This is a genomic window from Shewanella sp. 4t3-1-2LB (assembly GCF_017368415.1).
GTDB classification, from domain to species: Bacteria; Pseudomonadota; Gammaproteobacteria; order Enterobacterales; family Shewanellaceae; genus Shewanella; species Shewanella fodinae.
Window position 1 is genome coordinate 39,972 of record NZ_JAFNJD010000021.1, and the last position, 26,910, is coordinate 66,881.

Here is a 26,910-nt window from a genome sequence, read left to right on the forward strand (position 1 = left end):
CCTCCTTTAGCCCAAAGAACATGGCCGTCCTAGGTGGATACGGCCATCGCTTAGTTAGCGGGTGATTTTCTCAGAAACTACCACGCAACGTTGTTCCTCTTGTAGCAGTTCTTTCAGTGTTCGCATCGTGATGACTGACAGTGTTGGATTGTCTTTCACCGCCTGCTGCAACCGGTTGACGGAACTGTGGTTACACTCGGTTGGGATCAGGGTCGGGGCGTAGCTACGCATAAATACCGGGCCTTTACTCTGATCCATCTGTGCTAGGGTATCGAGCCTTTCTTCCGCAGTCGCGGAGTTCAATAATTGCTGTTCTGCCGGATATAGGTTAGCCATGGCAATACGCAATTTCGGAAAGGCTTCTCCACTCTGATGCTGGATGCGACCAAGCCATTCACGCTTGATTTCGGCTTCGGGACGGATAACGGTCGCGGCAATCGCTGCCTTGATGCCAGTATCGCTGTTATCTTTGGCAGCTTCCTGTTTTAGTAATGCTTTACTGCCTGGATAATCATAACGATTTAACTGTCGCACAATATGCCAACGAGTGTCTTGATCCAAAATGATGCCATCCAGTTTAGCTTTGCCATCCAGCAGCTCATTGAGGTGTGCCAAAGACTCAGCGTCACTGGCAAAGTCAATGTAGGCATCAAACCAGCGGCGTTGCAGATCGCTATTACCAGCGGTTTCCATTGTCAGTCGCAGACTCATCTGTGCCAGCGCGCGAGCCACCTGATCACGATAATCGGCATGTAGTGGTGCCATCTGTGCCAACCAGTGTTGACTGGTATGCAACGTCCGTAGAATTTGCCCGATTAGCGTATAGTCATGTTCTTTCGGCAGGTTGACAAACACGGTGTCGAGATAGTGATTCAATGGCAGATTGCCAGCCATGACGCTATCCCACAGACTTTGCCATAACATAGAACGCAACAATGGATCGGTTACGCTAGCCAACTGGTTACGAGCGGTTGCAAATGATCTATCGTCCAGTTTTACTTTGACAAATCCCCAATCGTCGTAGTTGGGATATACCAGATCTGGGCATTGTTCACCTATCAGTGCAGGCACTTGGGTGCTGGCACCTTGGTAGGTTACGGCGACCGTCTTAGTCAGTGCTAACTGTTGGCGGTGTTTGCGTAATAGCGCGATCTGTACTTTCTGCTCGCGTAAGACGGGTTGTCCAGTAACGGCTGCTGTCTGGATAAGTGTAAAGCTGCTGATGGCACCATTACTGCACTGGAAATTGGCTTCCAAAGTATTGACGCCAGCGGTATACAGCCAGTCCTGAGTCCATTGGCTTAAATCGCGGTTAGCTGCCTTGGCTAAGCTGCCGATGAAATCAATTAATGTGGCATTTTGCCAAGCATAGGTATGCAGATATTCACTAACACCTTTGCGGAATACCTCTTCGCCTAACAGATGGCGCAGTTGTTTTAGGACGGATGCCCCCTTGGAATAGGTGATGGCATCGATGTTATCAAATGCGTTGCCTGTGGTTGGAACCGGCACTTCAATCGGGTGCGTTGTAACGCGACTGTCCTTGTCATAGGCGCCTTGTTTACCTCCGGCGTAAAAGCTGCGCCACGCATAGTCAAATTCGGTGGCGTTAGCGGTGGCTAGCGTTCCCATAAAAGACGCGAAACTTTCGTTCAGCCATAAGCCGTTCCACCACTTCATGGTCACCAGATCACCAAACCACTGGTGTGCCATTTCATGCAGGATCACTCCAGCTAACATCTGTTGCTGATCCTTGGTCATTTTGGCTTTATAAAGGAAACGGCCCTCGGCAAAGGTAATGGCTCCGGCGTTTTCCATGGCACCATACAGGAAGTCAGGTACTAGCACCTGATCGTACTTTTTGAAGGGGTATTTTACGCCAAAATAGTTTTCAAAAAATTTAAGTCCCGCAGCGGTATAGCGGAACCAATCCTGTGGGTAAACCTGCGATGCCACTGATTGGCGGGCAAACAAGCGCATGGGGTAAGGACCGCTCTTGTCGTCCTGCCACATATGGTACGGACCTGCATGTAGTGAGAAGTTATAGGGACTTAGCTTAGGGCTGACTGGAAAATGCCAGACCCGGAAGTCACCGTCATTGACGATGTTGTCTTCTCTGGTGGCGCTGATCACCTGCCAGTCTGCGGGGGCACGAACAGTAAGCTTGTAGGTGGCTTTGATATCCGGTTGGTCAAATACCGCAAACATCTGTTGGGCGGCAGCTGGCTCAAAATGGGAGTACAGATAAACTTTGCCATCAACGGGATCGACAAAGCGATGCAGTCCTTCACCATTGGTGGAATGTTTGCGGGTGAAGCTGACTTTGACTAGGTTATCACCGTTGAGCAGTAGTTTGGGATTTAGACTTAGATACAGGCCATTGTAATTCGGATATAGCACATGACCGTTGATCTCTAGCCGTTGGATATTGGCTTTATTCAGATCCAGTGTCAGCGTGCTGCTGTTATCACTTAACGTGAAACGAATCGTGGTCTGGTTGGCAAAGCTATCACTGCCATCAAGTTTAAAATCTAGATCGTAACTGACATTACTCACTCTGGCGGAGCGCGCCATCGCCTGTGCCTGTGTCAGATAGGGAGAGTCATCCCGCGAGGTAATTTGGGTATTGTTGGAGCTGCAGGCACTGAGGGCGGCGGTGGCCAGCACTATGATGCCAAACTGCTTGATCCGCATAAGCGACTTCACTGTTGATTCCTTGCTGTTTTGTTGTGATTGTGTTGAAGGTGGCCATTTGGCTCTGGGTTATAAGTTACGTCAAACGCCGTTAAATACCAAAACAGAAATGTTACAAAAAAGCCGCCAGTTTGGCGGCTCCTGTGTCAGTTTTAGGTTACATCCCGAGGAACGATTTGCTGCGGGTTTTGCGGATCTCTTTCTCGTCTGACCATTCGATCAGTCCGGTTTCCAGATCCATCAGGCGCATGGTCATCTTGTAGTAGACATCTTTGGTACTGCCATCCTGTTTCACGATGCTGGACAAGTTGCCGTATAGCATATATTGCGCACCGATCTGGCGACCAAACTTGATAGCAGTTGAAGGGTCAACCATTCCCGCATTGTTCTGGTAATCCAGCTGTTTACGGACTGAATCAACCTTGGTCATATCGATGAAGCGGAACTTACCGGAACGCAACAATTTGTTGCTGATAGAATCAGTGACAGATTCAGTATCGATATGCTCTGAGGTTTTATTTTTGATGGAGTCAACGAAGATAATCGGTCGGCTGTTAGCTGTCAGCGCCACCACCGACGGGAAGGTCATCATGCTATCGACCATCTTGTCAGTAATCGCTTGCAGATCGGTAGAGCCGAAATTCTCATTGACGGTTTCCACTTCGGTGGCATCGCCATATTCCACCTTGGATTGGCAGGCGGTGAGCCCAATGGCCATTGCCATCAGCATAAGCAGCTTAAAGTGTTTCATAGTCCGTTCCATTTCCATGTTGTCAAATCAATCTAGTATAAAACCGCGTTACATTGCCAGTATCTATTACCCAAACCAACGTAGTTTTACCACGCTGAACCTGAATCTCTGTAGTACCATGCAGCAGATTTATCTGATAATTGCCTGCATTTACATAACTGTGGGCAATCTGCGCCTCAGCTGGCAGGGTTAACCAACTACGACGATCTGCTTGTTCAGTTACCACATTAAAAATCTGCATCAACACACTACCAACTGTCTGGCCGTCGCGGCCTTCTGCCTGACGTGCCATCTCAGATTTGGCGTACACTCGTGCCACTTGTCGCGCCAGTATCCAGGGTAGTTGTTCTTTCAATGCGGTAATGGCTAACGCGCCAATATTGACTACAGGTGCGGTTACTAAGGGGGTGCCTAGCCCGTTAATCGTATCGCCACCGGGCGTTAGGTAATTTTCTCGATAAGTCGGCAGGGCAATAGTTTGCCAGTTACCATTGATGGTAAACGGCACGCCAAAACTGTCTTTGTAAGGTACAAATCCCTGCTCAACAATAAACACCACTTTCCCTTGGTTGGCACCCGGCTGTGGTGCATCCCCCCACCGCTGGCGGAAGTCATCATATTGTGGCATCTGTAATGCCTTCGCGAGTCTGACCAAGTCCTGCTGTATATAGGGGTTGTCAGGTGCCAACTGCGCCGCTTTACGATAGTCGATAAAGGCATCGTTGGCTTCACCCAGCAGTTCGTGTAATAGGCCGGTCATATAGTAGCTGTAAGCGCTTAGAAATGAGTTGGTCAGATTACCTGAGGCCTGACTGAGACGATCCATTTCGGCGCTGACGGTGCCGTTTTCCATCTGTTGCACCGTTTTACTTGATGATTCATAACGTTGCTGTTCGATTTGTTGCAGTTCATTACTGCGGCGCACTTCTACCAAGGCACCCGTCATGTCACCGCTGAACAGGTAATTGAGCGCCTGATACTGATGTAGCAAGATACGTTCATAGCCAGGGCCGCGATAAGGAATGACATTATCGTTTACTAGCAGACTGCTGCCTTTGGCTCCTACGTCAGACAGACTAATCACTGCCTTATCGTCAAATTTTTCATAATCTTGCACTGCACTCTGGTAAAAATCCTTGCTGGCTACAAAATCCCCAGCTATTTGAGCCACACGGCCAGCCTCTTCGGCATAAAGCAGGCCGTCACGGCTGTTGATGCCGTCCGCCAGCTTATCGATAGTCGCTTTAGGTTCCGCAGAGTTCAGCGCCTTTTTGGTGTCGGCGAGTTGGGTTGGATAGGCAATCAGTACGCTGTTATAGGCACAGCCCTGCAACAATACCAGCAACAACACCAACGGCCCGCAGCGAAAACGGCGTAATTTCACTGTTGAGTCTCCTGTTGCAACGCCAGTCTTTCCCTGAGCGTGATGCCGTTGAGATGATCATATTCATGCTGAAAGATGCGCGCGATAAATCCCGTTAGTTGTTCCTGACACCACTCTCCAGTCAAATCCTGATAGCGCACTTCCAGTGACTGGTGACGTCGAATACTGCAACGCTCTCCCGGCAATGATAGGCAGCCTTCATCGCCGTCCACCATTTTCGCTGAACAGTGCAGCACTTGCGGGTTAATCACCACTTGAGGCGGCATTACTGGCGCATCCGGGTAGCGGGGATTGGGATGTGAGGCCATGATAAATAACTGCAGACTACGATTAACCTGCGGTGCTGCAATACCAACACCATTAGCCGCCTTCATGGCTTGCAGCATCTCCTCAGCCAATGTGCGCAACGAGTCATCAAATACTGTCACAGGTGCCGCAGTTTGCAGCAATACGGCTTGTCCGTGGGTTACTATAGTCAGCATCCGTTATCCCTCAGTTTGTGGTGAAAGCCACTGCCGACATCAGTAATGTGGCGGTGGTGTTTCCTCCCCTTGACTGGCGATGTTGCTTGGCTCAATAGCTTTCAGTTTCGAGGTGATCAATTGTAACTGGAATTGCTGTTCAGCCACGACCTTATTCAGGGCAATCACTTCCTGATTCAGTTCTTCCACCGTGATTTCCTGAAACGCCAGTTTGGTTTCTAGCTCTTCAATCCTGTTCACCATTTGTTGCATTTTCTACCTCTGCTCCGGTATTTGCCAGCGCTCCAGCAGACTGATGCTGCTGAGGCTCTGTACACTATTCCCTTGCCATTGTGACACAGAGTAAACCACTGCGCTCTGTGGCAGTGGTTTGTCTGGCAAAGAAACCTGCCAACTGGCGATTTTTTTGCCGGTTGCAGTTTGCCATAACTGCAGTTCCCGTGCAGGTGTTCCGGTAAGCAAGCGCGTGTTGTTTTGGATAAAGCGGGCGCTGGAAAAGTTCATCTGCCGGGTGGTAATTTTCAATTCGCTGATGATGTTGCCGCTTTGGCTATCGCGGATCCAGGCATTACCTGTACTGTCTGACATGAATAACAAGCGACTATCGGTACTCATGGTCACATTCAGCGCGCGAGATTGTAGTTGCCACTGTTGTTGTATCTGCGCGCTGTCTGTGCGCCATAACAACACCTTGGCGGCATTGTCTGCAGTTAATGCCAAACTGCCGTCGGCGGAGATAGCAACACTATTGACCTTTTCGTTATGGCCTAGAAATTTTATCAATACTTGATGCTGCGGATTGAGAGCCATGACACTGCCATCTGCCAAGCCCACCAGAAACTGACCGTTATTAGCAACAGCAACACATTGCGCGGTTACCGGTAATGACCACCAGCCAAGGGCGGCGCCGTCGGTCGTGCGCCATAGTGCTACCGAATCATTGCTCAGCGTTATGGCATATTGATTGTTGGGTGAGATGTCGGTGGCAATCACATCATTGTTACGACTACCTTGGATCCAGTGATAACGCGCTTGTGGCTGATTAACATCCCAGAAGAAAATACCATCTTTATTGCTGATCAGTGCGTACTGACCATCCTGTGACAAACTGGCGCTATAACTGGGTTCTGCCAGTAGAGCCTTGCTGCTTAGAGGTGAGGGTGTACAGCTCGTCAGTATCATCCCTGAAAACAGTACTGAACAAAATTGCAACAAACGGTAAAAATCCATGAACTTGTCCCGCCGTTAATGGTCTGTTTTCCGTAAACTATGCATCGTTGCCACAATCATGCAGCTGCCGTTATGCACGCTTTGTAAGTTATCGGCAACTGGTATAAAGTGAGTCGCTCTAACTATTTTAGGTTAATTGTAACCAACTGAAGATCCTGAGGAAGCTTTTCATGAAACCATTTTACAAATTTTCATTGGTAGCGCTGGCGGTGCTTGGGCTAGCGGCTTGTAACCAGGAACAGAAAACCGCTGCAAGTGATACCAATGTGCAACTGAACACTGACACTCAGAAAGAGGCATACAGTGTTGGGGCTTCCATCGGACGTTACATGGCTGGTCATATCAAGGAACAGGAAGAATTGGGGATCCCGGTTGATCGTGATTTGATTATTGCCGGCTTTAAACAGGGTCTGGATGGCAAAATCCAACTCAAGGATGATGAAATGCAGAAGATCCTTGAAGCGCTGGATAAAAAAGTGAATGACAAACGCCAGACTAAAGCCAAAGAGGTGTCAGAAAAGAATCTGAAAGACGGTCAGAGCTATCTGGAGCAGAACAAAAACAAAGCTGGGGTGAAAACCACTGAGTCAGGTTTACAGTATGAAGTGCTGCAAGAAGGCACTGGTGCTAAGCCAAAAGCAGAAGACACTGTAAAAGTGAAATACAAAGGGATGCTGATCGACGGTACTGAATTTGACAGTACAGAAAAGCACGGCGGCGAACCTATCGAATTTCCGCTCAATCGCGTGATTCCTGGTTGGACTGAAGGGGTGCAGTTGATGTCCGTTGGGGCTAAGTACCGCTTTGTGATCCCAGCAGAACTGGCTTACGGTGACCGCGATATGGGAACTATTCCTGCCAACTCTACTCTGATTTTTGAAGTGGAATTGCTGGGCATCACGCCTGCTGCTGAGGCCGAAAAACCTGCGGCTGATGCGAGCAAATAACTGCGAATGCAAAATCCAATAAAAAAGGGACGCTTGCCGTCCCTTTTCTGTATGACGGTATTAAAGCCTTATAACCAACGAAAGCGGTAAAACAGCCACAGCTGAAACCCCACCAATAGCAGTAGAAAACCGCAAAAGGCGGCAAATGCCCAATGGCTGTCGGCTCCAGGGATCCCGGCGATATTGACGCCTAATAACCCGGTGAGAAAACCCAATGGCAGGAAAATAGCGCTGATCAACGCCAGAAAATACAAGCGCTGATTTAGTGCCTCGGTCTGTCGATTTTGCAGCTCTTCCTGTGCCACCGTGGCGCGTTCACGGATGGAGTCTAGGTCTTCAATGCCCCGTATGAGCGTGTCACTGATTTCACCAAAGCGCCGTTTCTGACTGTCATCAAACAGACTCGCTGAGTCGTTGAGCAACTTAATATAAGCTTCCCGTTGCGGTGCTAGATAACGGCGTAATACGACGGTTTGGCGCCTGAGTTCCGCCACATCGACTCTTAACTCTCGTCCCTCACCGGATACCAGCAGCTCTTCCATATCGGCCAGTTTGTCTTCCAACTGATCGATGAAATCGATTTTCCTATCCGTGAGTTTGTCACACAGCGACAGCAAAAAATCACCGCTGCTTTGCGGTCCGCTACCGTCACTGATGGCCTGCTGTAGTTCTTTAACGGCTAATAATTGGCGACTGCAGGTACTGATGATCCGTTGCTGATCGATATACAGCCGAATTGACACCATGTCTTCTGGATCGGCACCGGGGTTTAGGTTAATTCCGCGCAGCGCCAGTAACAGACCGTTGCCTGCACGGACAATGCGAGGCCGGGTATCCTGCACCAGCAGTGCTTCGGTTTCCAGTGGCGGAAGTTTGCAGATGTTTTTCAGCCAGTTGCGGGTTTTTTTGTGTTTGTAGTCAAAATGCAGCCATAACAGGCCGTCCTGAGGCTGCCAGTTCCCCGCTTGTTCGTGCGTGAGGTGTTGACCGGCGTTAGTACCGTTAAGCAGTAAACTGCTGATGAGTCCTTCAGGCATGGAAGCTCCTAATCACGTTTGATAGCCAAAAACTAACGCAGTCAGGCCAGAAAAAGAAGTGTTGGTGTAAGGATTGAACAGCATTCCTGCTGTGGCTGAGTTAAAATTAACACTGACGAATTTATTTGCGTGAGAAAATCCATGGACTACGAATTTCGGCGCAATCCTATTACCGGTCTGCCGTTGGCCATTTTCAGTATGGAACATGAAGTTCTTGGGCGCTGGTTTTCAGAGGAATTGGCGGAAGATCAGACGCTGTGCGAGCAGTTACATACGGCAATCGTGGCGCTGCAGCAGGGGAAACTTCAGGAATGGCGTTGGGTTGGGCATGATCTGACGCTGGAGATGGACAGCGAACAGGTGCGGGTGTTTGCCAACATATTGGGTGACGAAAATCCCGTAGAAACTGCAGAAGAAGGCCTGTCGCTTTATGATGCGGAATCTGCCGCAGATTGTGGCTTGGAAGATTTTCAGACGGCACTTAACAGTTGGTGTGACTATCTTGCTGGGCACTGACGTGTCCATCGTTAACAAGCCAGCATGTGGACGCTGGCCTGGTTTATTGGGGACTGATTAACGGTTCAGATAACGTACCGCCATTTCTGTGCGGGACTTGGCGTTGGCTTTACGTAGTAGATTTTTGACGTGAACTTTTACCGTGCCTTCGCTGATATGCAGTACTTCAGATAACATGCGGTTGCTCAGCCCTTCGGCCAAATGTTGCAGCAGTTGCAGTTCCCGTGGTGTCAGGGCATCAACCCAGTCTTCTTCACCGGTGCCGTTCATCTCCAGCATAAATTCAGCGACTTCACTACTTACCACCCGTTGCCCGGACATGGCTTTTTTCAACTGTTCTAATAACAGGTCTGGCTCAGTATCTTTGAGCAGATAGCCATCGGCACCAGCTTTCAACAATCTCACGACATCCTGTTTGGCATCGGAAACTGTCAAAATCACAATGCGTGAGGTTACGCCTTCTTGTCTGAGTGCGTTGAGAGTATCCAGCCCTGACATGCCTTTCATATTGAGATCGAGCAAGACAATATCAGGTTCATCCTCGGCGGTTGCTGACAGTGCATCAATACCGCTACCGGCTTCGCCAAACAGGGAAAAGTCGCCGTCGGACTCCAGCAGTTGGCAGATGCCTCGACGCAACAACGGGTGATCATCGACCACTAGCACAGAATAGGGTTTAACCATTGTCAGACTCCGTTTGGGGCGGAAATATCAGCGTGACCGAAGTACCACCAGCTTCGTTGCTGGAAAAACTCACTTCCCCCGCAAGGCGGCTGGCACGTTCATGCATAATCCCTATGCCAAAATGCTGATCTCTTTCCTTGAGATGACTGAGACCAATACCATCGTCACAGATGGTAATCTGCACCATATTATCAGCATTTCTTTCGCACGAAACTTTGATTTGATTGGCATTTGCGTGTTTGATGGCGTTTAGCGTGGCTTCTCTTGTCAGTTGCAGAATATGAATATGCTGATGTGCAGCGAGCAAGTGCGAGGGGAGTTTGTAGTCCAAGACAATCTGTGTGGTTGTTTGTGAGCGTAACTGCTCTAACATCGCTTCCAAGGCGTTGCGCAGGTTGGGTTCCTTAACCGTCAGCCGAAAAGTTGATAGCAGTTCGCGCAACTGCACATAGGCGGTGCTGACGCCGTCATTGAGTTCATTCAGTTGTTTATCGACCTTATCGGTGCGGCAACTGGCATCGAGACTTTTGCGCAACAGGCTGATCTGGATCTTCAAAAATGACAACAGTTGTCCGAGTGAGTCATGAAGTTCGCGGGCGATGACTGCACGTTCTTCAAGCAATGCCAATTGCTGCCGCTCTTCACTGGCGTTATGGATAATGATGGAACGTGCCAGCATGATGGCAAAATTCTCAAACAGCGCCGTGTTTAACGCTCTTGGCGATACCACTTCCAGATAACCCAACTGCTTGCCTTCAAACTTCACTTCAAAGCGGGTGGCGGGTTTGTCTTGTGGCCATTCATCATCCGCTGAGATGATGTCCATATCTTCATCATCTTGTTGAATAATCAGGCGTAAATGACAGAGTTGTTCATAGTTTCTCAACTTAATGAGTGATTTTCGCATCAGCTCTATATTGAGCTTACCTGAGTTCAACATAATCAGGTTGTCGTAGAGAAATGTCAGTTCATTGTTGGCTTTGGTCAGTGCCAGCGTTTTTTCCTGCACCTGTGATTCTAATCCTCCGTACAGGGCAGCCAACTCCTTCACGGTATAATGCAGCGCCTCCGATAAGGCACTTAGCTCAATGTATTCAGTCTCCGGCAGCGTGACATTAAAATCTCCTTTGGCAATGGTGTTGGCAGATTCCATCATCTGTCGCAACGGTGTTGCCACTTTACGACGCATAAAACGCACAGTGATAAATGCAATCACCAGCATCAGACCAAGGCCGATAACTTGGCTGATCACCAGCAGGCGCAGTTTGAATGCGGCGTGGTGCTCCATCTCAGAAACCAGCATGTCGATGGTGTCGACAAAATCTTTCACTGACGCGGCATAGTCCCGGGAGTTTTCTTGCTGCACATAAGCTTTCATCACCTGCCACTTACGGATCACCAATTGGTATTGCTGTTTTAACGCCTTGGGAGATGACCAGTCCATGGAACGCTTGAGTGCATCGGAATAAAGCGTTGCTTCAAATTCGCGGATTTTTGCATCAGCCTGCTCACTGCCAGAATTGGCATAGAACAGCAAACGGTAACTTTGCATGCGCAAGGAACCTGAGGCGTTTATAGCTTTAGCATCCCCCAGACTGTAACTCAGATTAATAATGGCAAATGTTGCAAGACCGCTGGACAGCAGAATCAACAGCAACATCAGACCGAAGATGGAGGTGGTAAGGCTACCGCGTTTCATCAGGTTCACTCCAACATCAGCTGATTACGTAAAAAATATAAGCGTTTCAGCAACTACGAATGGCAAAAGCTTAACAGAGCAATTTGGTAAATCCATAAAAAGAGTGCTACATAACATGTGGCTATTTTAGCGTTTAATAAAGTTACTTAACAAAAGCTTAAAAATGTGACCAACATCGCCTTCACATTTTGATCTGGCGCATATTTGCTCCCCAATATCCCCTTAGAGGTATTTTGAAGGAAGCTTTTTGTGGCTAATTTCACCCTGTAAATGTCGTAGTTTTAGCCCATACAATAAAATGACTCGGAGATGAGATGGTGAACAATTTCAGCAAAAAAGCTGTTGCACTCGGTGTACTGGTTGCTGCTTCTGCCATGGCTGCAGGCGCTTTCGCCAGTGATAAAACTGAGCCACGCAGCGATATCTACAAAGATAAATTCAGTAAGCAATACAATAGCTGGCATGATACCGCCAAGAGCACTGAAAACACCGATTTGCTGGCAGCAGATCCTAATCTGGTGATCTTATGGGCAGGTTACGGTTTTGCCAAAGATTACAATGCGCCACGGGGGCATATGTATGCTGTTACTGACGTGCGCAACACCTTGCGTACTGGTGCGCCTCGCAGTGCCGATGACGGCCCGATGCCAATGGCCTGTTGGAGCTGTAAAAGTCCAGACGTTCCCAGAATGATCGAAGAGCAGGGCGAATCTGGTTACTTTACTGGAAAATGGTTTAAAGGTGGGGCAGAGATTACTAACACTATTGGCTGTTCAGACTGTCACGAAAAAGGGTCACCAAAACTGCGGGTGAGCCGCCCATTTGCTGAGCGCGCTTTCGAGACAATCGGCAAGCCATTCGATAAAGCCTCGCATGCCGACAAGCAATCTATGGTGTGTGGTCAGTGTCATGTGGAATATTACTTTGAGAAAGTTGACGGACGTAAAGGGTTTGTTAAGTTTCCGTGGGATGATGGCGTGACCGTTGAAAAGATGGAAGCCTATTATGACAAGCTGGATTTTGCCGACTGGACTAACAAAATATCTAAAACCCCGATGCTGAAAGCGCAGCACCCAGGTTATGAAACTTGGTCTCTGAGTGTTCACGGCCAAAACAATGTCACCTGTGTAGATTGCCATATGCCGAAAGTGACCAATGCTGAAGGCAAACGCTTTACTGATCATAAAGTCGGCAATCCATTTGATCGTTTTGAAGAAACTTGTGCTCGTTGCCATAGTGCCAGCAAAGAAACCATGCTGGGGCAATACGAAGCAGGTAAGCAAAAAGTGAAAGAGCTGAAAGCGAGAGCCGAAGAGCAGTTGGTGCATGCTCACTTTGAAGCCGGTGCCGCTTGGGCAGCAGGCGCTTCTGCCGATGAGATGAAACCGATCCTGACCGATATCCGCCATGCACAGTGGCGTTGGGATTATGCCATTGCATCTCATGGTGTATATGCGCACAACCCAACTGAAGCATTGCGTATTCTCGGGTCTGCCGTCGAAATCGCCGGTAATGCTCGTATCAAACTAGCACAGTTGTTATCGGCTAAAGGGGTTAAACAACCAGTTGCGATCCCAGATATTTCAACCAAAGCCAAAGCCCAAGCTGCCGTTGGCTTGGATATGACTAAGCTGGTGTCTGAGAAAGAAGCATTTAAGAAAGAAGTGTTACCTGTATGGGATGCCGAAGCGAAAAAACGCGAAGCGACTTACAAGTAAGAGCTTAAGGTGAAGTCAAAGTCCCTGCGGTTGCGGGGACTTTTTTATGCCGTTACTTGATCAGTGACAGCAATTGCCGGAAACGCTCGCCAGAGGCCTGCTGTTGCAGTTCAAACAATAACGACTCTGTTTGTGTTAGCCAAGCGCCGCGTTGCTGCATCATCTGCAGCCCAAGTACACGATTTTCCTGATGACGTGAGTCTACTGCGTCGGCGATAACGTGCACCTCTACCCCTTCATTCAGCAAATCACAACAAGTCTGATAGACGCAGATATGTGTTTCGATCCCCGCCAGCAACACTTGACGACGGCCACTTGCCTGCAACTGCTGCCGAAAACTATCACACTGCCAGCCACTGAAATGCTGTTTAGCAATCGGCTGCGTGTACGCTTGCAAAAGCGTTGCTAGTTCAGGACTGGTGGGTCCAAGCTTGTCCGGTAGTTGCTCTAGCCATAAAACTGGAATATCGAACAGCGGCATGGCTTGCGCCAAGACCTGCAAACGCTGGTGTAGCTGTTCTGTCTGCGACATGATGCGCGCAAGCTTACCCTGCACATCCACAATCACCAGAATGGTTTCTGTGCTTTGCAACATAACTCCCTCCATCGCGAATAATCCCTGACAAATTAACCTGTTCTAGGAGTGTTACCAATAAGGCCAAAGTCGACTCTGGCGCTTCAAAATTGTGCAGGCATGGAACCATTGAACCATTTTGGTGCATTTCACCGTGCAATAACGCAACGTTTTTTAGTTAAGTTATTATAAAACAAAAATTTAACATCTTGGCCTAATGATTGAATTGTACCAAGCAACATCACACACATATAACGGCGATTTGGGAGGTCTGGATGAAATTAGTCAGCGCAATCATCAAGCCATTTAAGCTTGATGATGTCCGCGAGGCGATTGCGGGCATTGGCATCGAAGGTATGACTGTCACTGAAGTGAAAGGGTTTGGTCGTCAGAAAGGTCATACAGAGCTTTATCGTGGAGCGGAGTATCAGGTGGACTTTTTACCAAAAGTGAAACTGGAAATTGCCACCAAGGACGAGAATCTTGACCACCTGCTTGAGGCCATTACCAATGCGGCTCACACCGGTAAGATTGGTGACGGTAAGATCTTTGTCACTGATTTGGAACAGGTTATCCGTATCCGTACTGGCGAAACTGATAACGAAGCGCTTTAAGGGGGAAAATAATGGAAGAATTAACCAAGTTGGGGACTTCTGTATCAGAGTTGCGCTTTGCACTGGATACGTTTTATCTGCTGATTTCCGGTGCACTGGTGATGTGGATGGCCGCGGGGTTTGCGATGCTTGAAGCTGGTCTAGTCAGAGCAAAAAATACCACAGAAATTCTGACTAAGAACGTTGTGCTGTATGCCATTTCCTGTGTGACTTATCTACTGGTGGGTTACTACATTATGTACGTTGATAATAGCGAAGGTGGCTGGTTACCTAGTTTCGGTGGACTGATTGGTACTCAAGCTGCTGATGCATCGCACTCGCTTGAATCCGATTTCTTTTTCCAGGTCGTGTTTGTGGCAACTGCCATGTCTATTGTCTCTGGAGCCGTTGCTGAACGTATGAAACTGTGGGCATTTCTGGCTTTCAGTGTAGTGATGACGGCGTTTATCTATCCTGTTGAAGGCTACTGGACCTGGGGTGGTGGCTTCCTTAAAGCCGCTGGCTTCTCTGACTTTGCTGGTTCCGGTATTGTGCATTTAGCCGGGGCTTCCGCGGCATTAGCAGGGGTATTACTGTTAGGTGCTCGCAAAGGAAAATTTGCTGCAGATGGTTCGGTTACACCCATTCCTGGATGTAACCTGCCGTTAGCGACCTTAGGTACTATCATTCTGTGGATGGGATGGTTTGGATTTAACGGTGGCTCACAATTGGCAATATCCAGCATGGCGGATGCCAGCGCCGTAGGTAAGGTGTTTGTGAACACTAACTCAGCAGCAGCATTTGGGGCCGTTGCCGCATTGATCGTCTGTAAGATGGTGTGGGGCAAGGCCGATCTGACCATGATCCTCAACGGTGCTTTAGCTGGCCTAGTGGCGATTACAGCTGATCCGCTCAGCCCATCATTAGTCATGGCCGGTATCATAGGTTTGGTTGCTGGTGCACTGGTCGTGTTCTCTATCGTGTTCTTCGATCGTATCAAGATAGACGACCCAGTAGGTGCTACTTCAGTCCATGGTGTATGTGGCTTGTTTGGGGTCATGATGGTGCCGGTATCCAACGCTGATGCGACCTTCGGTGCCCAGGCTCTGGGGGCCGTTTGTATCTTCGGTTGGGTATTCGTCACGTCTCTAGTGGTTTGGGTGATTCTGAAGGCCACTATGGGTATCCGTGTGAGTGAAGAAGAAGAATACAACGGTGTGGATGCCGTAGATTGTGGCGTAGATGCCTACCCAGAGTTTGTGACTGTCAAAAACGCCTAATAACTTGGGTGTATAATGAAACAGGGTCAGTTTTGACCCTGTTTTTTTATGGGCGGAGGTAACAATGAAATGGTATGTACTGATGGCATTCCTCTGGTCTGTAAGTGTTAACGCCGGACAAGTAATGGTCAGAGATGCAAGCGAATCTTTTGATGCTTTTGCAGTAAGAGCTGAATTAATGCGGCAGCATGAGTGGCAGGAACAACTTCGTAACCAACAACAGCTTCAGATCTTGCAAGTACTTCCCTTAGGTTGTTTGCAACTGACTACGCCTTACGTGCATTTTCACTGTGGGGCTTCGTGGTATCGGCCCTATTCATATCAGGGACAACAAATTTATATTGCTATTCCAAGTCCATCACGGTGATTTCCCTCAGCCGCAGGCAATGCAGTAAAAGCTGATATAAGCTTATATAAACCTCTTTGGAGGGGAGCAACTGCATGTCGGTGGCCGTACAGCGTTTTACCATGGTTATCATGCTGGTGGGTATTTGTGCCTGCACAGTGGTTCCTAAACCCTCAGCCGATATCTCTTCACTGTGGCAAGATCAGTATTTCCAATCAGTGCCAGTGCTTGACCCCGCTGCAATTTTTGCACTTCCGGTAGAGGTCGTGCGCGAGGTCAGACTCGATTTCCAACAACACTTAGCACAGCAATTATCGCCTCAGATGTGGTTAGCCCAATATCTCAGTGCTGCAGATGGCGGGTTCCGGTATCAGGATAATGATACTCGTGTTGCGGCAGATACCTTCTATCAGCGCCACGGTAACTGTATGTCGCTGGTGGTTCTGACCGCAGCGTTGGCAAAAGTGTTGGATGTGAAGGTGGTTTTTCAGAGTGTTCAGGTACCTCCTGTTTGGGATCATCAGGGCAACTTCAACTTGTTGAATGGCCATATTAATGTCAGGCTAAAAGTGGCAGAAGAAGGTAACGTTTATCATGCGTTGGCCACAGATCTATTGGTGGATTTTGTGCCAACGGAAACGCTCAGAGCTTACCGAACAGAGCGCATTGATGAAGCTACGGTGCTGGCAATGTTTTTTAATAATCTTGCTGCCGAGGCGATGGTCACTCACCAGTGGGATCGGGCCTACGCATTGTTGAAGGTCAGTTTATCGCAACAACCGCAATTTATCGCGGCGCTGAATAATTTGGCGATACTCTACCGTAATAACCACCAGTTAGTGATGGCAGAACGGGTATATCGATTTGCCTTACAGCTACAGCCGCAAAATCTGACAACGCTTTATAACTTTGCGGTACTGTTAGACAGCGAAGGGCGCTTGGACGAATGGATTGAAGTCAATCGGATCTTAGAACTGGAACGTATTCGTAATCCTTATTATTACTATGGTATAGCGCAACAAGCTTATCGTGAACAACGTTTTGCGGAAGCCATTCATTGGTACCGTTTAGCCATTGAAAAGGCGGATTATCGGCATGAGTTTTATTTTGGACTAGCTCGCAGTTACTGGGCTTTAGGGGAGCGTAAGCAGGCTGCCAGCAGTCTGAAAAAAGCGTTGCAGTTGAGTCGTGATGATAGCTGGACGCACAGGTATCAGGCAAAACTCAATGCACTGGAGCGGCATTAAACTGAGGGGCCTTACGTATCAAAATTCAAGGCAAAAGCTCATTGCATCAGGCAGGTATACAGGCTAGATTTGTCCCTTGCCCCTAAAAAACCAATGAGCTGGAGTTACAGAAAGATTATGTCGTACCAGAATGATGATGTCAGGATTAAAGAGGTTAAACAGTTACTGCCCCCAATCGCAATTCTGGAACGATTTCCCGTAACCGATAATGCCTCTGCCACCGTGTTTAATGCCAGACACTGTATTCATCAGATGTTGCGGGCCGAAGACGATCGCTTGTTGGTCATTATAGGTCCCTGTTCAATCCATGATCCTGAGGCTGCAATCGACTATGGTCAACGCCTGCTGGCACTCAGAGCGCGTTATAAAGATCAGTTAGAAGTGGTCATGCGAGTGTATTTTGAGAAGCCTAGGACAACCGTTGGCTGGAAAGGTTTGATCAACGATCCCTATATGGATAAAAGTTTCCAGCTCAACGATGGCTTACGCAAGGCGCGCAAGCTGTTACTGGATCTGAATGATAGTGGTATGCCAACAGCCGGTGAGTTTCTGGATATGATAACTCCACAGTATGTTGCCGATTTGATGTGCTGGGGGGCGATTGGCGCAAGAACCACTGAGTCTCAAGTGCATCGCGAACTTGCTTCTGGTTTATCTTGTCCTGTCGGTTTCAAAAATGGCACAGATGGCAATATCAAAATTGCCATTGATGCTATTGGTGCTGCTAGTGCCTCTCATTATTTTCTGTCAGTCACAAAATTTGGCCACTCAGCGATTGTCTCCACTAAAGGTAATGAAGATTGCCATATTATTTTACGTGGAGGCAAAGAGCCAAACTATGACGCAGCCTCTGTTGCTGCCACCAAGGAACAACTGCAAAAAGCCGGATTGCCATGCAATATTATGATTGATATCAGCCATGCAAACTCTCGTAAGGATTTTAAACGGCAGATGATTGTGGCTGAAGAGGTTTGCCAGCAATTACGGCAGGGAGAGCGCAGTATTTTCGGCTTAATGGTGGAAAGCAATTTGGTTGAAGGTAACCAAGCGTTAAAAATCGGTCAGCCGCTGCGTTATGGCCAGAGTATTACAGATGCTTGTATTGGCTGGGATGACACAGAACAACTATTGGCGATGCTTAATGATAGTGTGCTGCAGCGCCGCCGATTTAAATGAAGCTGCTATCCACAGAAAAGGCACCTTCGGGTGCCTTTTGCGTTGCAGCTCTGACTCTTTTTGACAGAAGATTTTTTTATTTCAGTTGCTGCTGCAAGTATTCATTGGCCTTTGCCAGACTACCAAAAGAGGCAATGAGGTTATTACGGCCTTTTTCCTGAATTTCAGGATTTTCAGATTCGACCATCATCCATACCCAAGTCTGAATGAGAGGAAGCGGTGGATACTGAACTTTTGAATCCATGATGCTTAGGTCCTTTAACGTAACGGTCTAATTGAGCTTCAATAAAAGGGCCCACAATCCAAGTGGTAATATAACGTCCTGAAAGCGGCTATAGCGTAGCAAATTCTATTGCTGGATATAACACAATTCACATTAATACTTTGTTCGAAAATGTAAAAGCAGCTACCGCCAGCAAAACCGAACTTTTAACATATTTCATCAGTTAATGGTACTGCGGCATTGTGACAATTTAGCGATAACTCCCTGTATCAACGCATTTGTTCCATCCCTAATTCATAGATTTTTTGTGCGAAATAACGTGCGGTAATTCAGTACTGATTCAGCAAGACGATTGCATACTGACGCTGCAGTTCACTTAATCTATCAGGAGGTGATGCTATGGAGAACATTGCACTGCTGGTAAACCTTGAAGGCACCAAAAAACGAGTAACCACAGATTGGCGCAGTTTGGCTGCAACATTGCAACAGCGCGGCGTTGGTGAATGTGCATTACAACAGCTACATACAGAATTGCGGGCCGGGTTAATTGTATCCACCCGAGGTTTGACACTGTGTATGAAAGCTCAGCCCAAACCACGCTATGAATTGGACTGGGGGGCTATTAACCAATCTAAACTGGTGTCTGAACAGTCACAAATGGCCCATTTTTGAAGATAACAGGGAATGTTTATCTGACTATTTATTGGAGGCAGACCGACGTGTCTGCCATCCGTCACAAAGGATGCTGACACAGCCATCTTGCTCAGAGATTGGTTTGAGTCCAGTGATTTTACCGCCACGGTAACACAGCAATTCACCTTCGATCTCAATCAACCGACTACAACTCTGGCAGCTTAAAGAAGCATTCTTGCTACAGTCGGCAGGAATAGGAATCCGACTGACATAAGTGGTCTTCACTTTAAACTCTCCCATTGTGAACCCGTCAGTATGTGGTTTTTGAGCATACTAACATTTTTTGTGAGCTGGCGCACAATCTAACTTAGGTAATAATTTCTGTTTATGCAATGGCTAATTTAGCGATTGCTGCATTTACTTTACTTGAATAGCAAAAATTTGCCACCACACATCCTGTTGAATGGCTTTCATTTCAGCGGAGCTTAAGTGGTCAGCATGATAGGGCGTTGTCGTATAACGCTTAAATAGAGATAAGGAAAATTAAAGTTGTGCAAAAAATGTCCGATAATTAGTTTTGAGTAACTAGTTAAGAGGAAAGGAAGATGGAGATCCAGAATCACGGTTCCCAGGTATCTCAAGTTGCCAAAGATAAGGACGCGACCGTTGATGGAAGTCATGGTAAAGCGGTGTCAGAGGTTGTCAATAATACCAGTGTACGCCATGTGAGTCGGCAATTAATGAATCAAGCAATTCTGTCTGCCCAAGAGCAAGTGACTATTAGCAGTGGTGATAAGCCAATGCAGCTTTTGTACCGGACGGCTATAGATGCAATTAATCAGAAATTGAAAGCATCCATGGGTGAAACTGCTTTTCAGCAGCAACAACAACAGCAAGTTGATTACTCTCCAGAGGCGACTGCCGGACGGATCGTCGATTTTGCTACCAAGTTCTATACCACCTATCAACAACAGAACGCAGATAAAAGTCCCGAAGATCAGCTTAATGGATTTATGGATATCATAGGTGGTGCCATTGATAAGGGGTTTTCCGAAGCCCGAAATATTTTGGATAAGTTGAAAGTCCTTGATGGTGATATTGCTGATGGGGTGGATGCGACTTACAGTCATGTGCAAAAAGGCTTACAGGCGTTCCGTGACAGTTTTACTACTAGTGAACAGTAGCTCATACAGCAGCTAGTGTGTCGTTGCAATTTATCAAACCCCTTTATTATAAGGGGTTTTTGTTATGTACTCGGTAGCGTATGCTTTAATCCACCAGACACTTTCTATGAGGAGAGCATATGTGGCAAGTTGGTAAGGTGATTGATCGAACTGACTGGAATGAGCGGCTCTTCAGCTTGAAAATTGCGGTAGATATTGGCCCTTATTTGGCTGGCCAGTTTATCAAGTTGGCAATGTCGCTACAGGATAAAAGAGTGGCTAGGGCATACTCTATTATCAATCCTCCAGGTAGCGATTACATTGAGGTGTTAGCGGTAACTGTTCCTGATGGTCAGCTGTCTCCAGCATTGCATCTACTGCAGCCAGGAGATGTTATTGATGTTAGTGTTCCCGCCACGGGATTTCTGACGTTGAATGAATTACCTCAAGGCGAGATACAGGGGCGGCATTTGTGGTTGCTGGCAACAGGAACAGCTGTCGGGCCATTTCTTGCAATACTGGACACCGCCGAGCCCTGGCAGCGCTTTGAAAAGATAGTTTTGGTTTATGGTGCCAGAAGGGCCGATGAACTTGCATATTTTGCCAAGTTGCAGGCATTGGCAATGCAACGGCCACAGTTCCGCTTTTTACCTGCAATTACCCGGGAAGAACACCCAGGAATGTTGCATTGCCGTATCCCTGATGGATTAGCATCGGGGAGCATTGAGCGGCAGGCCGGGATCTCGATAGCAGCTGCTGACTCTCAGATAATGTTGTGTGGCAATCCTGGGATGATCCGCGACAGCATCTCGATTCTTACCGATAGAGGACTGCGTAAAAATCTACGACGGGCGCCAGGACAAATCACCACAGAGAAGTATTGGTAAAAGTGCTATACGAGTGGATCCCCAATGCCTGCAGCTACTTGCCGGTATTGTCATAGCGAAATTGTTGAAGCTGATGCTCAGAAGTCGCTACCATATCATAGGTTTTTCCGCAGTGGCTGGTGAGACATACTCATCAGCGATGTAGATGTAATAGTGCTTATCTTGAGCGTCAGTAGCGTCGGCGGCAGCTGTTTGTTTAGTCACATCGTTATGAATGGCAACAGATCTCACAATGATTAAAATCTATGGCTGTAAGAGGTAGTCGCTTAACTTCGCTTCCGTGAAATTTACTTAAGTTCCGGCGTGTTTATCTCTTGAATGCGGCGGTCAGCAGTTTTCTGGCGTCGTTCTTTTTCTCCTAACGTACCGTATAGATCGGTCACTATACCAATTTTCAGGCGGCGGTCGCTGTTATGAGCGCGGCGATCTTCGTGGTGAATATAGCGACATTTACAGCTTGCATTATTGCAGGTCGCAAGGGGGAGACTTGGCGCATCGTTGGGCAGGAAACGCTTATTGCTGAGTTTTGATACGGCCTTGCAGGGAAAACCTAAACACTCAATACTGACGGCTCGAAACGGCAAAATTTTTGCTGATACAGTTTTTGTGCGGGTTTCTTTATGACGTTGGTTACCAGACCAGCGATGACGAAAAAGGTAGCCGAGGAGCATAATCGCCAGCAACAAAAACGTGCTTTCTAACATCGTATTCTCCTAACTTAGGGGTAAAAATATGGTGATTGCCTTTAATTCTAGTCAATAAGTTAATTATTTGGGCGTAAGCTGACTGGCACCATTCATTACCAATGGGAGATAATTGTTTCAAGACGTTGCTCTCTATAATTAATTCATCATACTTGTGTTACGTTTAACGCCTCCCAGAATCATTCTGTTAACTGTCATATGACCATCCGAAACATCTATGCTATGTGGAAACATCACGTTTTTGCCTTATTTGCGGTGATTTGTAGCTCATCTATTGGCTTTTCTGCCCATGTTTTTGCTTATGATCGGGTGACCGGAAAGGCATTTGCCAGTCGCTCAGAAGTGTATGCCACTCATGGTATGGCGGCTACTAGTCAGCCATTGGCGACTCAGGTTGCATTGGATATTCTTAAGCACGGGGGCAGTGCTGTAGACGCGGCCATTGCGGCGGACGCCATGTTGGGGTTAGTAGAGCCAACTGGCGCAGGAATTGGTGGTGATTTGTTTGCCATTGTTTGGAGCGCCAAAGACAAGAAATTATATGGCCTTAATGCGTCTGGTCGCAGTCCTAAATCGCTGACATTGGAGATGCTCAAAGCCAAAGGGCTGGATTATCTGCCGCCATACGGCCCGTTACCTGTGTCAGTTCCTGGTGCTGTCGATGGATGGTATCAACTACACGACAAGTTTGGCAAACTGCCCATGGCAGATAACTTAGCGCCTGCCATTAGTTACGCCAAAGAGGGATTTCCGGTTTCGGAGTTGATTGCCTTTTATATGCAGTTAAGTGCTAAAAGACTGGCTAAATATCCCGGTTTTAAAGAGACATATATGCCCAATGGCAAGATGCCTAATGTTGGTGAGATATTTAGAAATCCAGCGCTTGCTAACACCTATGAAAAAATTGCCAAAGGTGGTCGTGATGAGTTCTATAAAGGCAGCATTGCTCGCAGTATCGCCGCTTATATGAAGGCCCAGGGCGGCTATCTTAGTTACGAGGATCTGGCTGCTCACCACAGTGATTGGGTTCAGCCGGTCTCTGCTAATTACCGGGGTTATGATGTTTGGGAGTTGCCGCCTAATGGACAGGGAATTGCAGCTTTGCAGATCCTGAAGACCATGGAACCTTTTAATCTGAAAGCGATGGGACAGACAAGTCCAGAGTATGTTCACTTATTTGTTGAGGCTAAGAAATTGGCATTTGCGGATCGGGCAAAATTTTATGCAGATCCGACATTTAATGACATTCCGGTTAAACAGCTTATCTCTCAAGAGTATAACTACCAACGCGCCAAGTTAATTGATCCGCATAAGGCCGCTAAGAGTGTTGAGCCGGGTAATCCTAATCTGCTTCATGGCGATACTGTGTATCTTACTACCGCTGATCCGGAGGGCAATATGGTGTCACTGATCCAAAGTAATTATCGCGGAATGGGGTCAGGTATGACGCCGCCAGATTTGGGCTTTGTGCTACAGGATCGTGGTCAACTGTTTGATTTGACACCGGGTCATTTCAACAGTTATGCGCCGGGCAAACGACCTTTTCACACTATTATTCCAGCCTTTGTTACAAAAGATGGCAAACCTTGGCTGAGTTTTGGGGTGATGGGCGGCGCAACACAGCCTCAGATGCATGCACAAATCTTAATCAATATCATTGACTTCGGTATGAATTTGCAAGAGGCGGGCGATGCTCCCAGAATCTTGCATACCGGTTCAACGCAACCTACAGGTGAACAAATGAATGACGGTGGTTACGTTAGCCTTGAGTCCGGTTTTCCTATGGAAACCCGTCGAGAATTAAGTAAGAAAGGCCATATTTTACAGGATTCTTTGGGAGCCTTTGGCGGTTACCAGGCGATTGCACGTGACCCGCAAACTGGGGTTTACCGTGGCGCTTCAGAAAGTCGTAAAGATGGGCAAGTAGCCGGTTATTGATGCCTTGGCTCTCAAAACCCTTTGTTTCAGTGTAAATTTTGGCTTAATTAACAGATAATAGTGCCGAATACGGTTTAAGCTGATAAGGGATCTTTAGATGGGTACATTGGATATGCCACGCGAACAATTGGGTATCTGTGCTGAAGGTAATTTGCACGCAGTTTATTTGATGTTCAATGCTAATGATGGCGTTGAGGCGCAGATGCGCCCATGTCTTGCCAACATCGCTCAGTATATTTACGAATTGGCTGATCAATATGCCGACAGTGCTTTCAATGGCTTTGTCGCGATTGGTGCCAATTATTGGGATGCCTTGTACCCAGACGCCCGTCCAGCAGAACTGCGTCCTTTTCCGGCGATGGAGAGTGGCAACCGTGATGCACCGGCCATAGAGTATGACCTTTTTTTTCATCTGCGTTGTGATCGTATGGATATTCTGCACCTAGTGGCCAATGAGGTCTATGGCATGCTGGAAGGGCTGGCAGAACTGGAAGATGAAGAAAGAGGCTTCCGCTTTATGGATGCCCGAGATTTAACGGGATTTGTGGATGGCACAGAAAACCCGAAAGGGCGCAACCGACAGCAGGTTGCATTAGTTGATGAGCAGGATCCTGAGTTTAGAGGGGGCAGCTATATCCATGTGCAGAAGTATGTACACAACCTGCGTAAGTGGCAACGGTTACCCACCCAAAAACAAGAAGATATTATTGGACGCACTAAACAAGACAACATTGAATATGAGTCTGAGGACAAGCCGTTAACAGCACATATAAAGCGAGTGAATCTTAAAGATGAAAATGGTCAATCGCTGGAGATCCTCAGACAAAGCCTACCTTTTGGTACCGTCAGACAACAAGGACTGATGTTTATCTCGACCTGTAAGACGCCTGAATATTTTGAGAAAATGTTACATAGCATGATAGTGGGTGACGGTGCTGGTAATCACGATCACTTAATGCATTTTACTCAGGCAGTTACTGGCTCTTCTTTTTTTGCGCCATCGCTGGATTTCATTGTTCAGTTTAGTGAGTAATTTCGCCACAGAAAAAAACGCACCTTAATGGTGCGTTTTTGTTTAATTATGTGGTTAATCTGCATAATTAAAAAGAGATTTCACTGTTTCCAACGTATCTTCAATCGCTTTGATACTCGACGGGCAGATAAATATGGTATCGTCGCCAGCGATAGTGCCCAATATTCCCTCGGGTTTGCCGATAGAGTCGAGCAATCGAGCAATCAGTTGTGCGGCGCCAGGACTGGTGCGGACGACAATCATGGCTTGATTATGGTCAACATCGAGTACTAGGTTTTTCAACGGACTACCAGCCGTAGGTACGCCCAATTCAGCGGGAAGACAGTAAACCATCTCTTGTTTGGCATTTCGGGTCCGTACCGCACCAAACTTACTCAGCATCCGCGAGACTTTGGACTGATTGATGTTTGAGAAGCCCTCAGTCTGCAGTGCAGTAACTATTTCGCTCTGCGACCCAAAGCGTTCTTCTTTTAAAATTGCCTTGAACGTCCTGATAAGATCGTCTTGGTTCTTGGTTACGGTCATGTTTGTTCCGGGTCTCTATTCATCCTGATCGAGCCATAGTGCATATTGAACGTTTTATTGTCAAGGAATAGTCATTTTTCATGAATAAAAATTCAATATTGATCAAGTTGTAGTGGCCGTGGGATAGAAACGTTAGTTTGCCGTGAAGGAACTGAATCTTTATAAAGGGTTATGTGACTAATGGATAATTGCTATTTAATGGTCAATGTCATAGATTTTTGCCACGATAAAACAAGATCTATGTCACATAAATCCCGAGAATGACGGAGAGTACTATGAAAGTTGCTGTACTTGGCGCCGCTGGTGGTATTGGTCAGGCCCTCGCCCTGCTGTTAAAAACCCAGCTGCCTGCTGGTTCTGAATTATCACTGTATGACATTGCGCCGGTCACACCAGGTGTCGCCGTAGATTTGAGTCATATCCCAACTGCAGTTACTGTGAAAGGTTTTGCAGGCGAAGATCCTTCTCCGGCATTGGTTGGTGCTGACGTTGTGCTTATATCTGCAGGCGTCGCCCGTAAGCCCGGCATGGATCGTTCTGATCTATTCAACATTAATGCGGGAATTGTGCGCAATCTGGTTGAGAAAGTTGCGGTAGTTTGTCCCTCAGCGTTGATTGGCATTATCACTAATCCTGTGAATACCACAGTGGCTATTGCCGCCGAAGTACTAAAAAAAGCCGGAGTTTATGATAAGAATCGTCTGTTCGGTGTCACCACCCTCGACGTTATTCGTTCAGAAACTTTCATTGCTGAACTTAAAGGACTGGATGTTGCAGATGTAAAAGTGAACGTTATTGGTGGTCATAGTGGTGTCACTATTTTGCCATTATTATCGCAGGTTGAAGGCGTCAGTTTCACCGATGAAGAAGTTGCCGCTTTGACAAAACGTATCCAGAATGCCGGTACTGAAGTGGTAGAAGCTAAAGCTGGTGGTGGCAGCGCTACTTTATCCATGGGGCAGGCGGCTTTCCGTTTCTGTATGTCACTAATACGAGGGTTGCAGGGTGAAGCCAATGTGGTTGAATGTGCCTATATTGCTGGCGACAGTGAGTATGCGCCACTGTTCGCGCAACCCGTGCTGTTGGGTAAGCAGGGTATAGAGAAGATTCTGGCAGTTGGTGAGCTGAGTGCGTTCGAAGTTCAGGCTCGCGACAGTATGCTCGATACCCTGAAAGCTGACATTCAGTTAGGCGTAGATTTTGTAAAGTAGCGTTGTTGTTCATTAAACATAAAAAAAGCGGCTTTTAGCCTAATGCCAGTCAGTTAAGAGCTGACTGGCATTTTCTTTTGACTGGATATTTCCTTGGTTTTGCTCTAACACACCGAGGGTAAGCTCTTGAGTCTCCTCGTATTGGCAGTACATGCTGCTCGGTTTCTGCGAGTAAACTATCAATCCTTTTAGGAATGGTTCCAGCCGCTTCCAGCCAAAAGCCATAAATCACATG

Annotated in this window: 27 protein-coding genes and 1 pseudogene; 14 read left to right on the forward strand and 14 right to left on the reverse strand. The window is 47.4% G+C overall.

The annotated features are described in order from the left end of the window. Positions 1 to 54: 54 nt before the first annotated feature. The 6 genes from pepN to J3L11_RS09430 form a co-directional block, all read right to left on the reverse strand. The gene (pepN, locus tag J3L11_RS09405) at positions 55 to 2,694 is read right to left on the reverse strand and encodes an aminopeptidase N (RefSeq protein ID WP_207570843.1); all 2,640 of its coding nucleotides are present in this window, start codon (positions 2,692 to 2,694) and stop codon (positions 55 to 57) included. Between the two features lie 157 nt (positions 2,695 to 2,851). Continuing rightward, positions 2,852 to 3,445: a penicillin-binding protein activator LpoB gene (gene lpoB, locus J3L11_RS09410; RefSeq protein ID WP_133039800.1), complete on the reverse strand. Its 594-nt coding sequence runs from the start codon at positions 3,443 to 3,445 to the stop codon at positions 2,852 to 2,854. A 22-nt stretch (positions 3,446 to 3,467) separates the two neighbouring features. After that, on the reverse strand, positions 3,468 to 4,829 hold the full coding sequence (locus tag J3L11_RS09415) for a hypothetical protein (RefSeq protein ID WP_207570829.1): 1,362 nt from the start codon (positions 4,827 to 4,829) through the stop codon (positions 3,468 to 3,470). Beyond that, a complete protein-coding gene (gene def / locus J3L11_RS09420) occupies positions 4,826 to 5,311 on the reverse strand; it encodes a peptide deformylase (RefSeq protein WP_207570830.1) in 486 nt (161 codons plus the stop codon). Before def ends, J3L11_RS09415 begins: the two co-directional genes overlap by 4 nt. Before the next feature lie 39 nt (positions 5,312 to 5,350). Next, a complete protein-coding gene (locus J3L11_RS09425) occupies positions 5,351 to 5,563 on the reverse strand; it encodes a SlyX family protein (RefSeq protein WP_133039797.1) in 213 nt (70 codons plus the stop codon). A gap of 3 nt (positions 5,564 to 5,566) precedes the next feature. Next, on the reverse strand, positions 5,567 to 6,541 hold the full coding sequence (locus J3L11_RS09430) for a hypothetical protein (protein WP_207570831.1): 975 nt from the start codon (positions 6,539 to 6,541) through the stop codon (positions 5,567 to 5,569). Positions 6,542 to 6,711: 170 nt separating this feature from the next. Between J3L11_RS09430 and fkpA the strand changes: the two genes are divergently transcribed. Continuing rightward, on the forward strand, positions 6,712 to 7,488 hold the full coding sequence (gene fkpA, locus J3L11_RS09435; RefSeq protein ID WP_207570832.1) for an FKBP-type peptidyl-prolyl cis-trans isomerase: 777 nt from the start codon (positions 6,712 to 6,714) through the stop codon (positions 7,486 to 7,488). A 68-nt stretch (positions 7,489 to 7,556) separates the two neighbouring features. Here the strand turns inward: fkpA and J3L11_RS09440 are convergent, their stop codons facing one another. Continuing rightward, the gene (locus tag J3L11_RS09440) at positions 7,557 to 8,525 is read right to left on the reverse strand and encodes a zinc transporter ZntB (RefSeq protein ID WP_189617040.1); all 969 of its coding nucleotides are present in this window, start codon (positions 8,523 to 8,525) and stop codon (positions 7,557 to 7,559) included. A gap of 141 nt (positions 8,526 to 8,666) precedes the next feature. On the opposite strand from J3L11_RS09440, the gene J3L11_RS09445 reads away from it, so the two are divergent. Next, positions 8,667 to 9,041: a YacL family protein gene (locus J3L11_RS09445; RefSeq protein WP_207570833.1), complete on the forward strand. Its 375-nt coding sequence runs from the start codon at positions 8,667 to 8,669 to the stop codon at positions 9,039 to 9,041. 57 nt (positions 9,042 to 9,098) lie between these two features. Here J3L11_RS09445 and J3L11_RS09450 read toward each other — a convergent pair whose 3' ends face one another. Together J3L11_RS09450 and narQ are read right to left on the reverse strand one after the other, a co-directional pair. Further along, entirely contained in the window at positions 9,099 to 9,725 is a 627-nt protein-coding gene (locus J3L11_RS09450) for a response regulator (protein ID WP_133039792.1), read from the reverse strand. Further along, positions 9,718 to 11,424: a nitrate/nitrite two-component system sensor histidine kinase NarQ gene (gene narQ / locus J3L11_RS09455; protein WP_189617043.1), complete on the reverse strand. Its 1,707-nt coding sequence runs from the start codon at positions 11,422 to 11,424 to the stop codon at positions 9,718 to 9,720. Before narQ ends, J3L11_RS09450 begins: the two co-directional genes overlap by 8 nt. Before the next feature lie 314 nt (positions 11,425 to 11,738). Between narQ and nrfA the strand changes: the two genes are divergently transcribed. Further along, the gene (gene nrfA, locus J3L11_RS09460; RefSeq protein WP_133039790.1) at positions 11,739 to 13,142 is read left to right on the forward strand and encodes an ammonia-forming nitrite reductase cytochrome c552 subunit; all 1,404 of its coding nucleotides are present in this window, start codon (positions 11,739 to 11,741) and stop codon (positions 13,140 to 13,142) included. Between the two features lie 52 nt (positions 13,143 to 13,194). On the opposite strand, the gene J3L11_RS09465 is transcribed toward nrfA, so the two are convergent. After that, positions 13,195 to 13,737, reverse strand: coding sequence for a hydrolase (locus J3L11_RS09465; RefSeq protein ID WP_207570834.1), 543 nt, complete (start codon positions 13,735 to 13,737; stop codon positions 13,195 to 13,197). 254 nt (positions 13,738 to 13,991) lie between these two features. Between J3L11_RS09465 and glnK the strand changes: the two genes are divergently transcribed. The 5 genes from glnK (at position 13,992) to aroG (ending at position 18,358) form a co-directional block, all read left to right on the forward strand. After that, complete coding sequence (glnK, locus tag J3L11_RS09470; RefSeq protein ID WP_133039788.1) at positions 13,992 to 14,330, forward strand: P-II family nitrogen regulator; 339 nt, start codon at positions 13,992 to 13,994, stop codon at positions 14,328 to 14,330. Positions 14,331 to 14,341: 11 nt separating this feature from the next. Next, positions 14,342 to 15,589: an ammonium transporter gene (locus J3L11_RS09475; protein ID WP_133039787.1), complete on the forward strand. Its 1,248-nt coding sequence runs from the start codon at positions 14,342 to 14,344 to the stop codon at positions 15,587 to 15,589. Between the two features lie 64 nt (positions 15,590 to 15,653). Beyond that, complete coding sequence (locus J3L11_RS09480; protein ID WP_207570835.1) at positions 15,654 to 15,956, forward strand: hypothetical protein; 303 nt, start codon at positions 15,654 to 15,656, stop codon at positions 15,954 to 15,956. 74 nt (positions 15,957 to 16,030) lie between these two features. Further along, positions 16,031 to 17,182 (forward strand): hypothetical protein, encoded by a 1,152-nt coding sequence (locus J3L11_RS09485; protein WP_207570836.1) that lies wholly within the window; start codon positions 16,031 to 16,033, stop codon positions 17,180 to 17,182. 117 nt (positions 17,183 to 17,299) lie between these two features. After that, positions 17,300 to 18,358 carry a 3-deoxy-7-phosphoheptulonate synthase AroG gene (aroG, locus tag J3L11_RS09490; RefSeq protein WP_133039784.1) on the forward strand — a complete coding sequence of 353 codons (1,059 nt, stop codon included), beginning with the start codon at positions 17,300 to 17,302 and terminating at the stop codon, positions 18,356 to 18,358. Between the two features lie 76 nt (positions 18,359 to 18,434). Here aroG and J3L11_RS09495 read toward each other — a convergent pair whose 3' ends face one another. Further along, positions 18,435 to 18,602: a hypothetical protein gene (locus J3L11_RS09495; RefSeq protein ID WP_165900149.1), complete on the reverse strand. Its 168-nt coding sequence runs from the start codon at positions 18,600 to 18,602 to the stop codon at positions 18,435 to 18,437. Between the two features lie 378 nt (positions 18,603 to 18,980). On the opposite strand from J3L11_RS09495, the gene J3L11_RS09500 reads away from it, so the two are divergent. The 3 genes from J3L11_RS09500 (at position 18,981) to J3L11_RS09510 (ending at position 21,264) form a co-directional block, all read left to right on the forward strand. Next, entirely contained in the window at positions 18,981 to 19,253 is a 273-nt protein-coding gene (locus J3L11_RS09500; protein WP_189617214.1) for a hypothetical protein, read from the forward strand. A gap of 566 nt (positions 19,254 to 19,819) precedes the next feature. Beyond that, the gene (locus J3L11_RS09505) at positions 19,820 to 20,398 is read left to right on the forward strand and encodes a DUF5610 domain-containing protein (protein WP_207570837.1); all 579 of its coding nucleotides are present in this window, start codon (positions 19,820 to 19,822) and stop codon (positions 20,396 to 20,398) included. Between the two features lie 119 nt (positions 20,399 to 20,517). Continuing rightward, positions 20,518 to 21,264 (forward strand): ferredoxin--NADP reductase, encoded by a 747-nt coding sequence (locus tag J3L11_RS09510; protein ID WP_207570838.1) that lies wholly within the window; start codon positions 20,518 to 20,520, stop codon positions 21,262 to 21,264. 287 nt (positions 21,265 to 21,551) lie between these two features. Here the strand turns inward: J3L11_RS09510 and J3L11_RS09515 are convergent, their stop codons facing one another. After that, on the reverse strand, positions 21,552 to 21,968 hold the full coding sequence (locus J3L11_RS09515) for a hypothetical protein (protein WP_207570839.1): 417 nt from the start codon (positions 21,966 to 21,968) through the stop codon (positions 21,552 to 21,554). A 222-nt stretch (positions 21,969 to 22,190) separates the two neighbouring features. Between J3L11_RS09515 and ggt the strand changes: the two genes are divergently transcribed. Continuing rightward, positions 22,191 to 23,906 (forward strand): gamma-glutamyltransferase, encoded by a 1,716-nt coding sequence (ggt, locus tag J3L11_RS09520; protein ID WP_207570840.1) that lies wholly within the window; start codon positions 22,191 to 22,193, stop codon positions 23,904 to 23,906. Positions 23,907 to 24,003: 97 nt separating this feature from the next. Further along, positions 24,004 to 24,939 carry a Dyp-type peroxidase gene (locus J3L11_RS09525; protein WP_207570841.1) on the forward strand — a complete coding sequence of 312 codons (936 nt, stop codon included), beginning with the start codon at positions 24,004 to 24,006 and terminating at the stop codon, positions 24,937 to 24,939. Between the two features lie 54 nt (positions 24,940 to 24,993). Here the strand turns inward: J3L11_RS09525 and argR are convergent, their stop codons facing one another. After that, entirely contained in the window at positions 24,994 to 25,464 is a 471-nt protein-coding gene (gene argR, locus J3L11_RS09530; RefSeq protein ID WP_133040356.1) for a transcriptional regulator ArgR, read from the reverse strand. Between the two features lie 275 nt (positions 25,465 to 25,739). Between argR and mdh the strand changes: the two genes are divergently transcribed. Continuing rightward, positions 25,740 to 26,675 (forward strand): malate dehydrogenase, encoded by a 936-nt coding sequence (mdh, locus tag J3L11_RS09535; RefSeq protein WP_207570842.1) that lies wholly within the window; start codon positions 25,740 to 25,742, stop codon positions 26,673 to 26,675. 49 nt (positions 26,676 to 26,724) lie between these two features. Here mdh and J3L11_RS09540 read toward each other — a convergent pair. Then, positions 26,725 to 26,910 (reverse strand): annotated as a pseudogene (locus J3L11_RS09540) (IS4 family transposase); the annotation flags it as partial.

What these genes read in the sequence shown, in the direction of transcription:
- J3L11_RS09510 (WP_207570838.1), top strand. Translation starts at nt 20,518, where the DNA reads ATGTGGCAAGTTGGTAAGGTGATTGATCGAACTGACTGGAATGAGCGG.
- aroG (WP_133039784.1), top strand. Translation starts at nt 17,300, where the DNA reads ATGTCGTACCAGAATGATGATGTCAGGATTAAAGAGGTTAAACAGTTA.
- glnK (WP_133039788.1), top strand. Translation starts at nt 13,992, where the DNA reads ATGAAATTAGTCAGCGCAATCATCAAGCCATTTAAGCTTGATGATGTC.
- mdh (WP_207570842.1), top strand. Translation starts at nt 25,740, where the DNA reads ATGAAAGTTGCTGTACTTGGCGCCGCTGGTGGTATTGGTCAGGCCCTC.
- pepN (WP_207570843.1), bottom strand. Translation starts at nt 2,694, where the DNA reads ATGCGGATCAAGCAGTTTGGCATCATAGTGCTGGCCACCGCCGCCCTC.
- J3L11_RS09495 (WP_165900149.1), bottom strand. Translation starts at nt 18,602, where the DNA reads ATGGATTCAAAAGTTCAGTATCCACCGCTTCCTCTCATTCAGACTTGG.
- ggt (WP_207570840.1), top strand. Translation starts at nt 22,191, where the DNA reads ATGTGGAAACATCACGTTTTTGCCTTATTTGCGGTGATTTGTAGCTCA.
- J3L11_RS09480 (WP_207570835.1), top strand. Translation starts at nt 15,654, where the DNA reads ATGAAATGGTATGTACTGATGGCATTCCTCTGGTCTGTAAGTGTTAAC.
- J3L11_RS09430 (WP_207570831.1), bottom strand. Translation starts at nt 6,541, where the DNA reads ATGGATTTTTACCGTTTGTTGCAATTTTGTTCAGTACTGTTTTCAGGG.
- J3L11_RS09505 (WP_207570837.1), top strand. Translation starts at nt 19,820, where the DNA reads ATGGAGATCCAGAATCACGGTTCCCAGGTATCTCAAGTTGCCAAAGAT.
- J3L11_RS09450 (WP_133039792.1), bottom strand. Translation starts at nt 9,725, where the DNA reads ATGGTTAAACCCTATTCTGTGCTAGTGGTCGATGATCACCCGTTGTTG.
- J3L11_RS09425 (WP_133039797.1), bottom strand. Translation starts at nt 5,563, where the DNA reads ATGCAACAAATGGTGAACAGGATTGAAGAGCTAGAAACCAAACTGGCG.
- J3L11_RS09485 (WP_207570836.1), top strand. Translation starts at nt 16,031, where the DNA reads ATGTCGGTGGCCGTACAGCGTTTTACCATGGTTATCATGCTGGTGGGT.
- argR (WP_133040356.1), bottom strand. Translation starts at nt 25,464, where the DNA reads ATGACCGTAACCAAGAACCAAGACGATCTTATCAGGACGTTCAAGGCA.
- fkpA (WP_207570832.1), top strand. Translation starts at nt 6,712, where the DNA reads ATGAAACCATTTTACAAATTTTCATTGGTAGCGCTGGCGGTGCTTGGG.
- lpoB (WP_133039800.1), bottom strand. Translation starts at nt 3,445, where the DNA reads ATGAAACACTTTAAGCTGCTTATGCTGATGGCAATGGCCATTGGGCTC.
- def (WP_207570830.1), bottom strand. Translation starts at nt 5,311, where the DNA reads ATGCTGACTATAGTAACCCACGGACAAGCCGTATTGCTGCAAACTGCG.
- J3L11_RS09440 (WP_189617040.1), bottom strand. Translation starts at nt 8,525, where the DNA reads ATGCCTGAAGGACTCATCAGCAGTTTACTGCTTAACGGTACTAACGCC.
- J3L11_RS09525 (WP_207570841.1), top strand. Translation starts at nt 24,004, where the DNA reads ATGGGTACATTGGATATGCCACGCGAACAATTGGGTATCTGTGCTGAA.
- J3L11_RS09500 (WP_189617214.1), top strand. Translation starts at nt 18,981, where the DNA reads ATGGAGAACATTGCACTGCTGGTAAACCTTGAAGGCACCAAAAAACGA.
- nrfA (WP_133039790.1), top strand. Translation starts at nt 11,739, where the DNA reads ATGGTGAACAATTTCAGCAAAAAAGCTGTTGCACTCGGTGTACTGGTT.
- J3L11_RS09465 (WP_207570834.1), bottom strand. Translation starts at nt 13,737, where the DNA reads ATGTTGCAAAGCACAGAAACCATTCTGGTGATTGTGGATGTGCAGGGT.
- narQ (WP_189617043.1), bottom strand. Translation starts at nt 11,424, where the DNA reads ATGAAACGCGGTAGCCTTACCACCTCCATCTTCGGTCTGATGTTGCTG.
- J3L11_RS09445 (WP_207570833.1), top strand. Translation starts at nt 8,667, where the DNA reads ATGGACTACGAATTTCGGCGCAATCCTATTACCGGTCTGCCGTTGGCC.
- J3L11_RS09515 (WP_207570839.1), bottom strand. Translation starts at nt 21,968, where the DNA reads ATGTTAGAAAGCACGTTTTTGTTGCTGGCGATTATGCTCCTCGGCTAC.
- J3L11_RS09475 (WP_133039787.1), top strand. Translation starts at nt 14,342, where the DNA reads ATGGAAGAATTAACCAAGTTGGGGACTTCTGTATCAGAGTTGCGCTTT.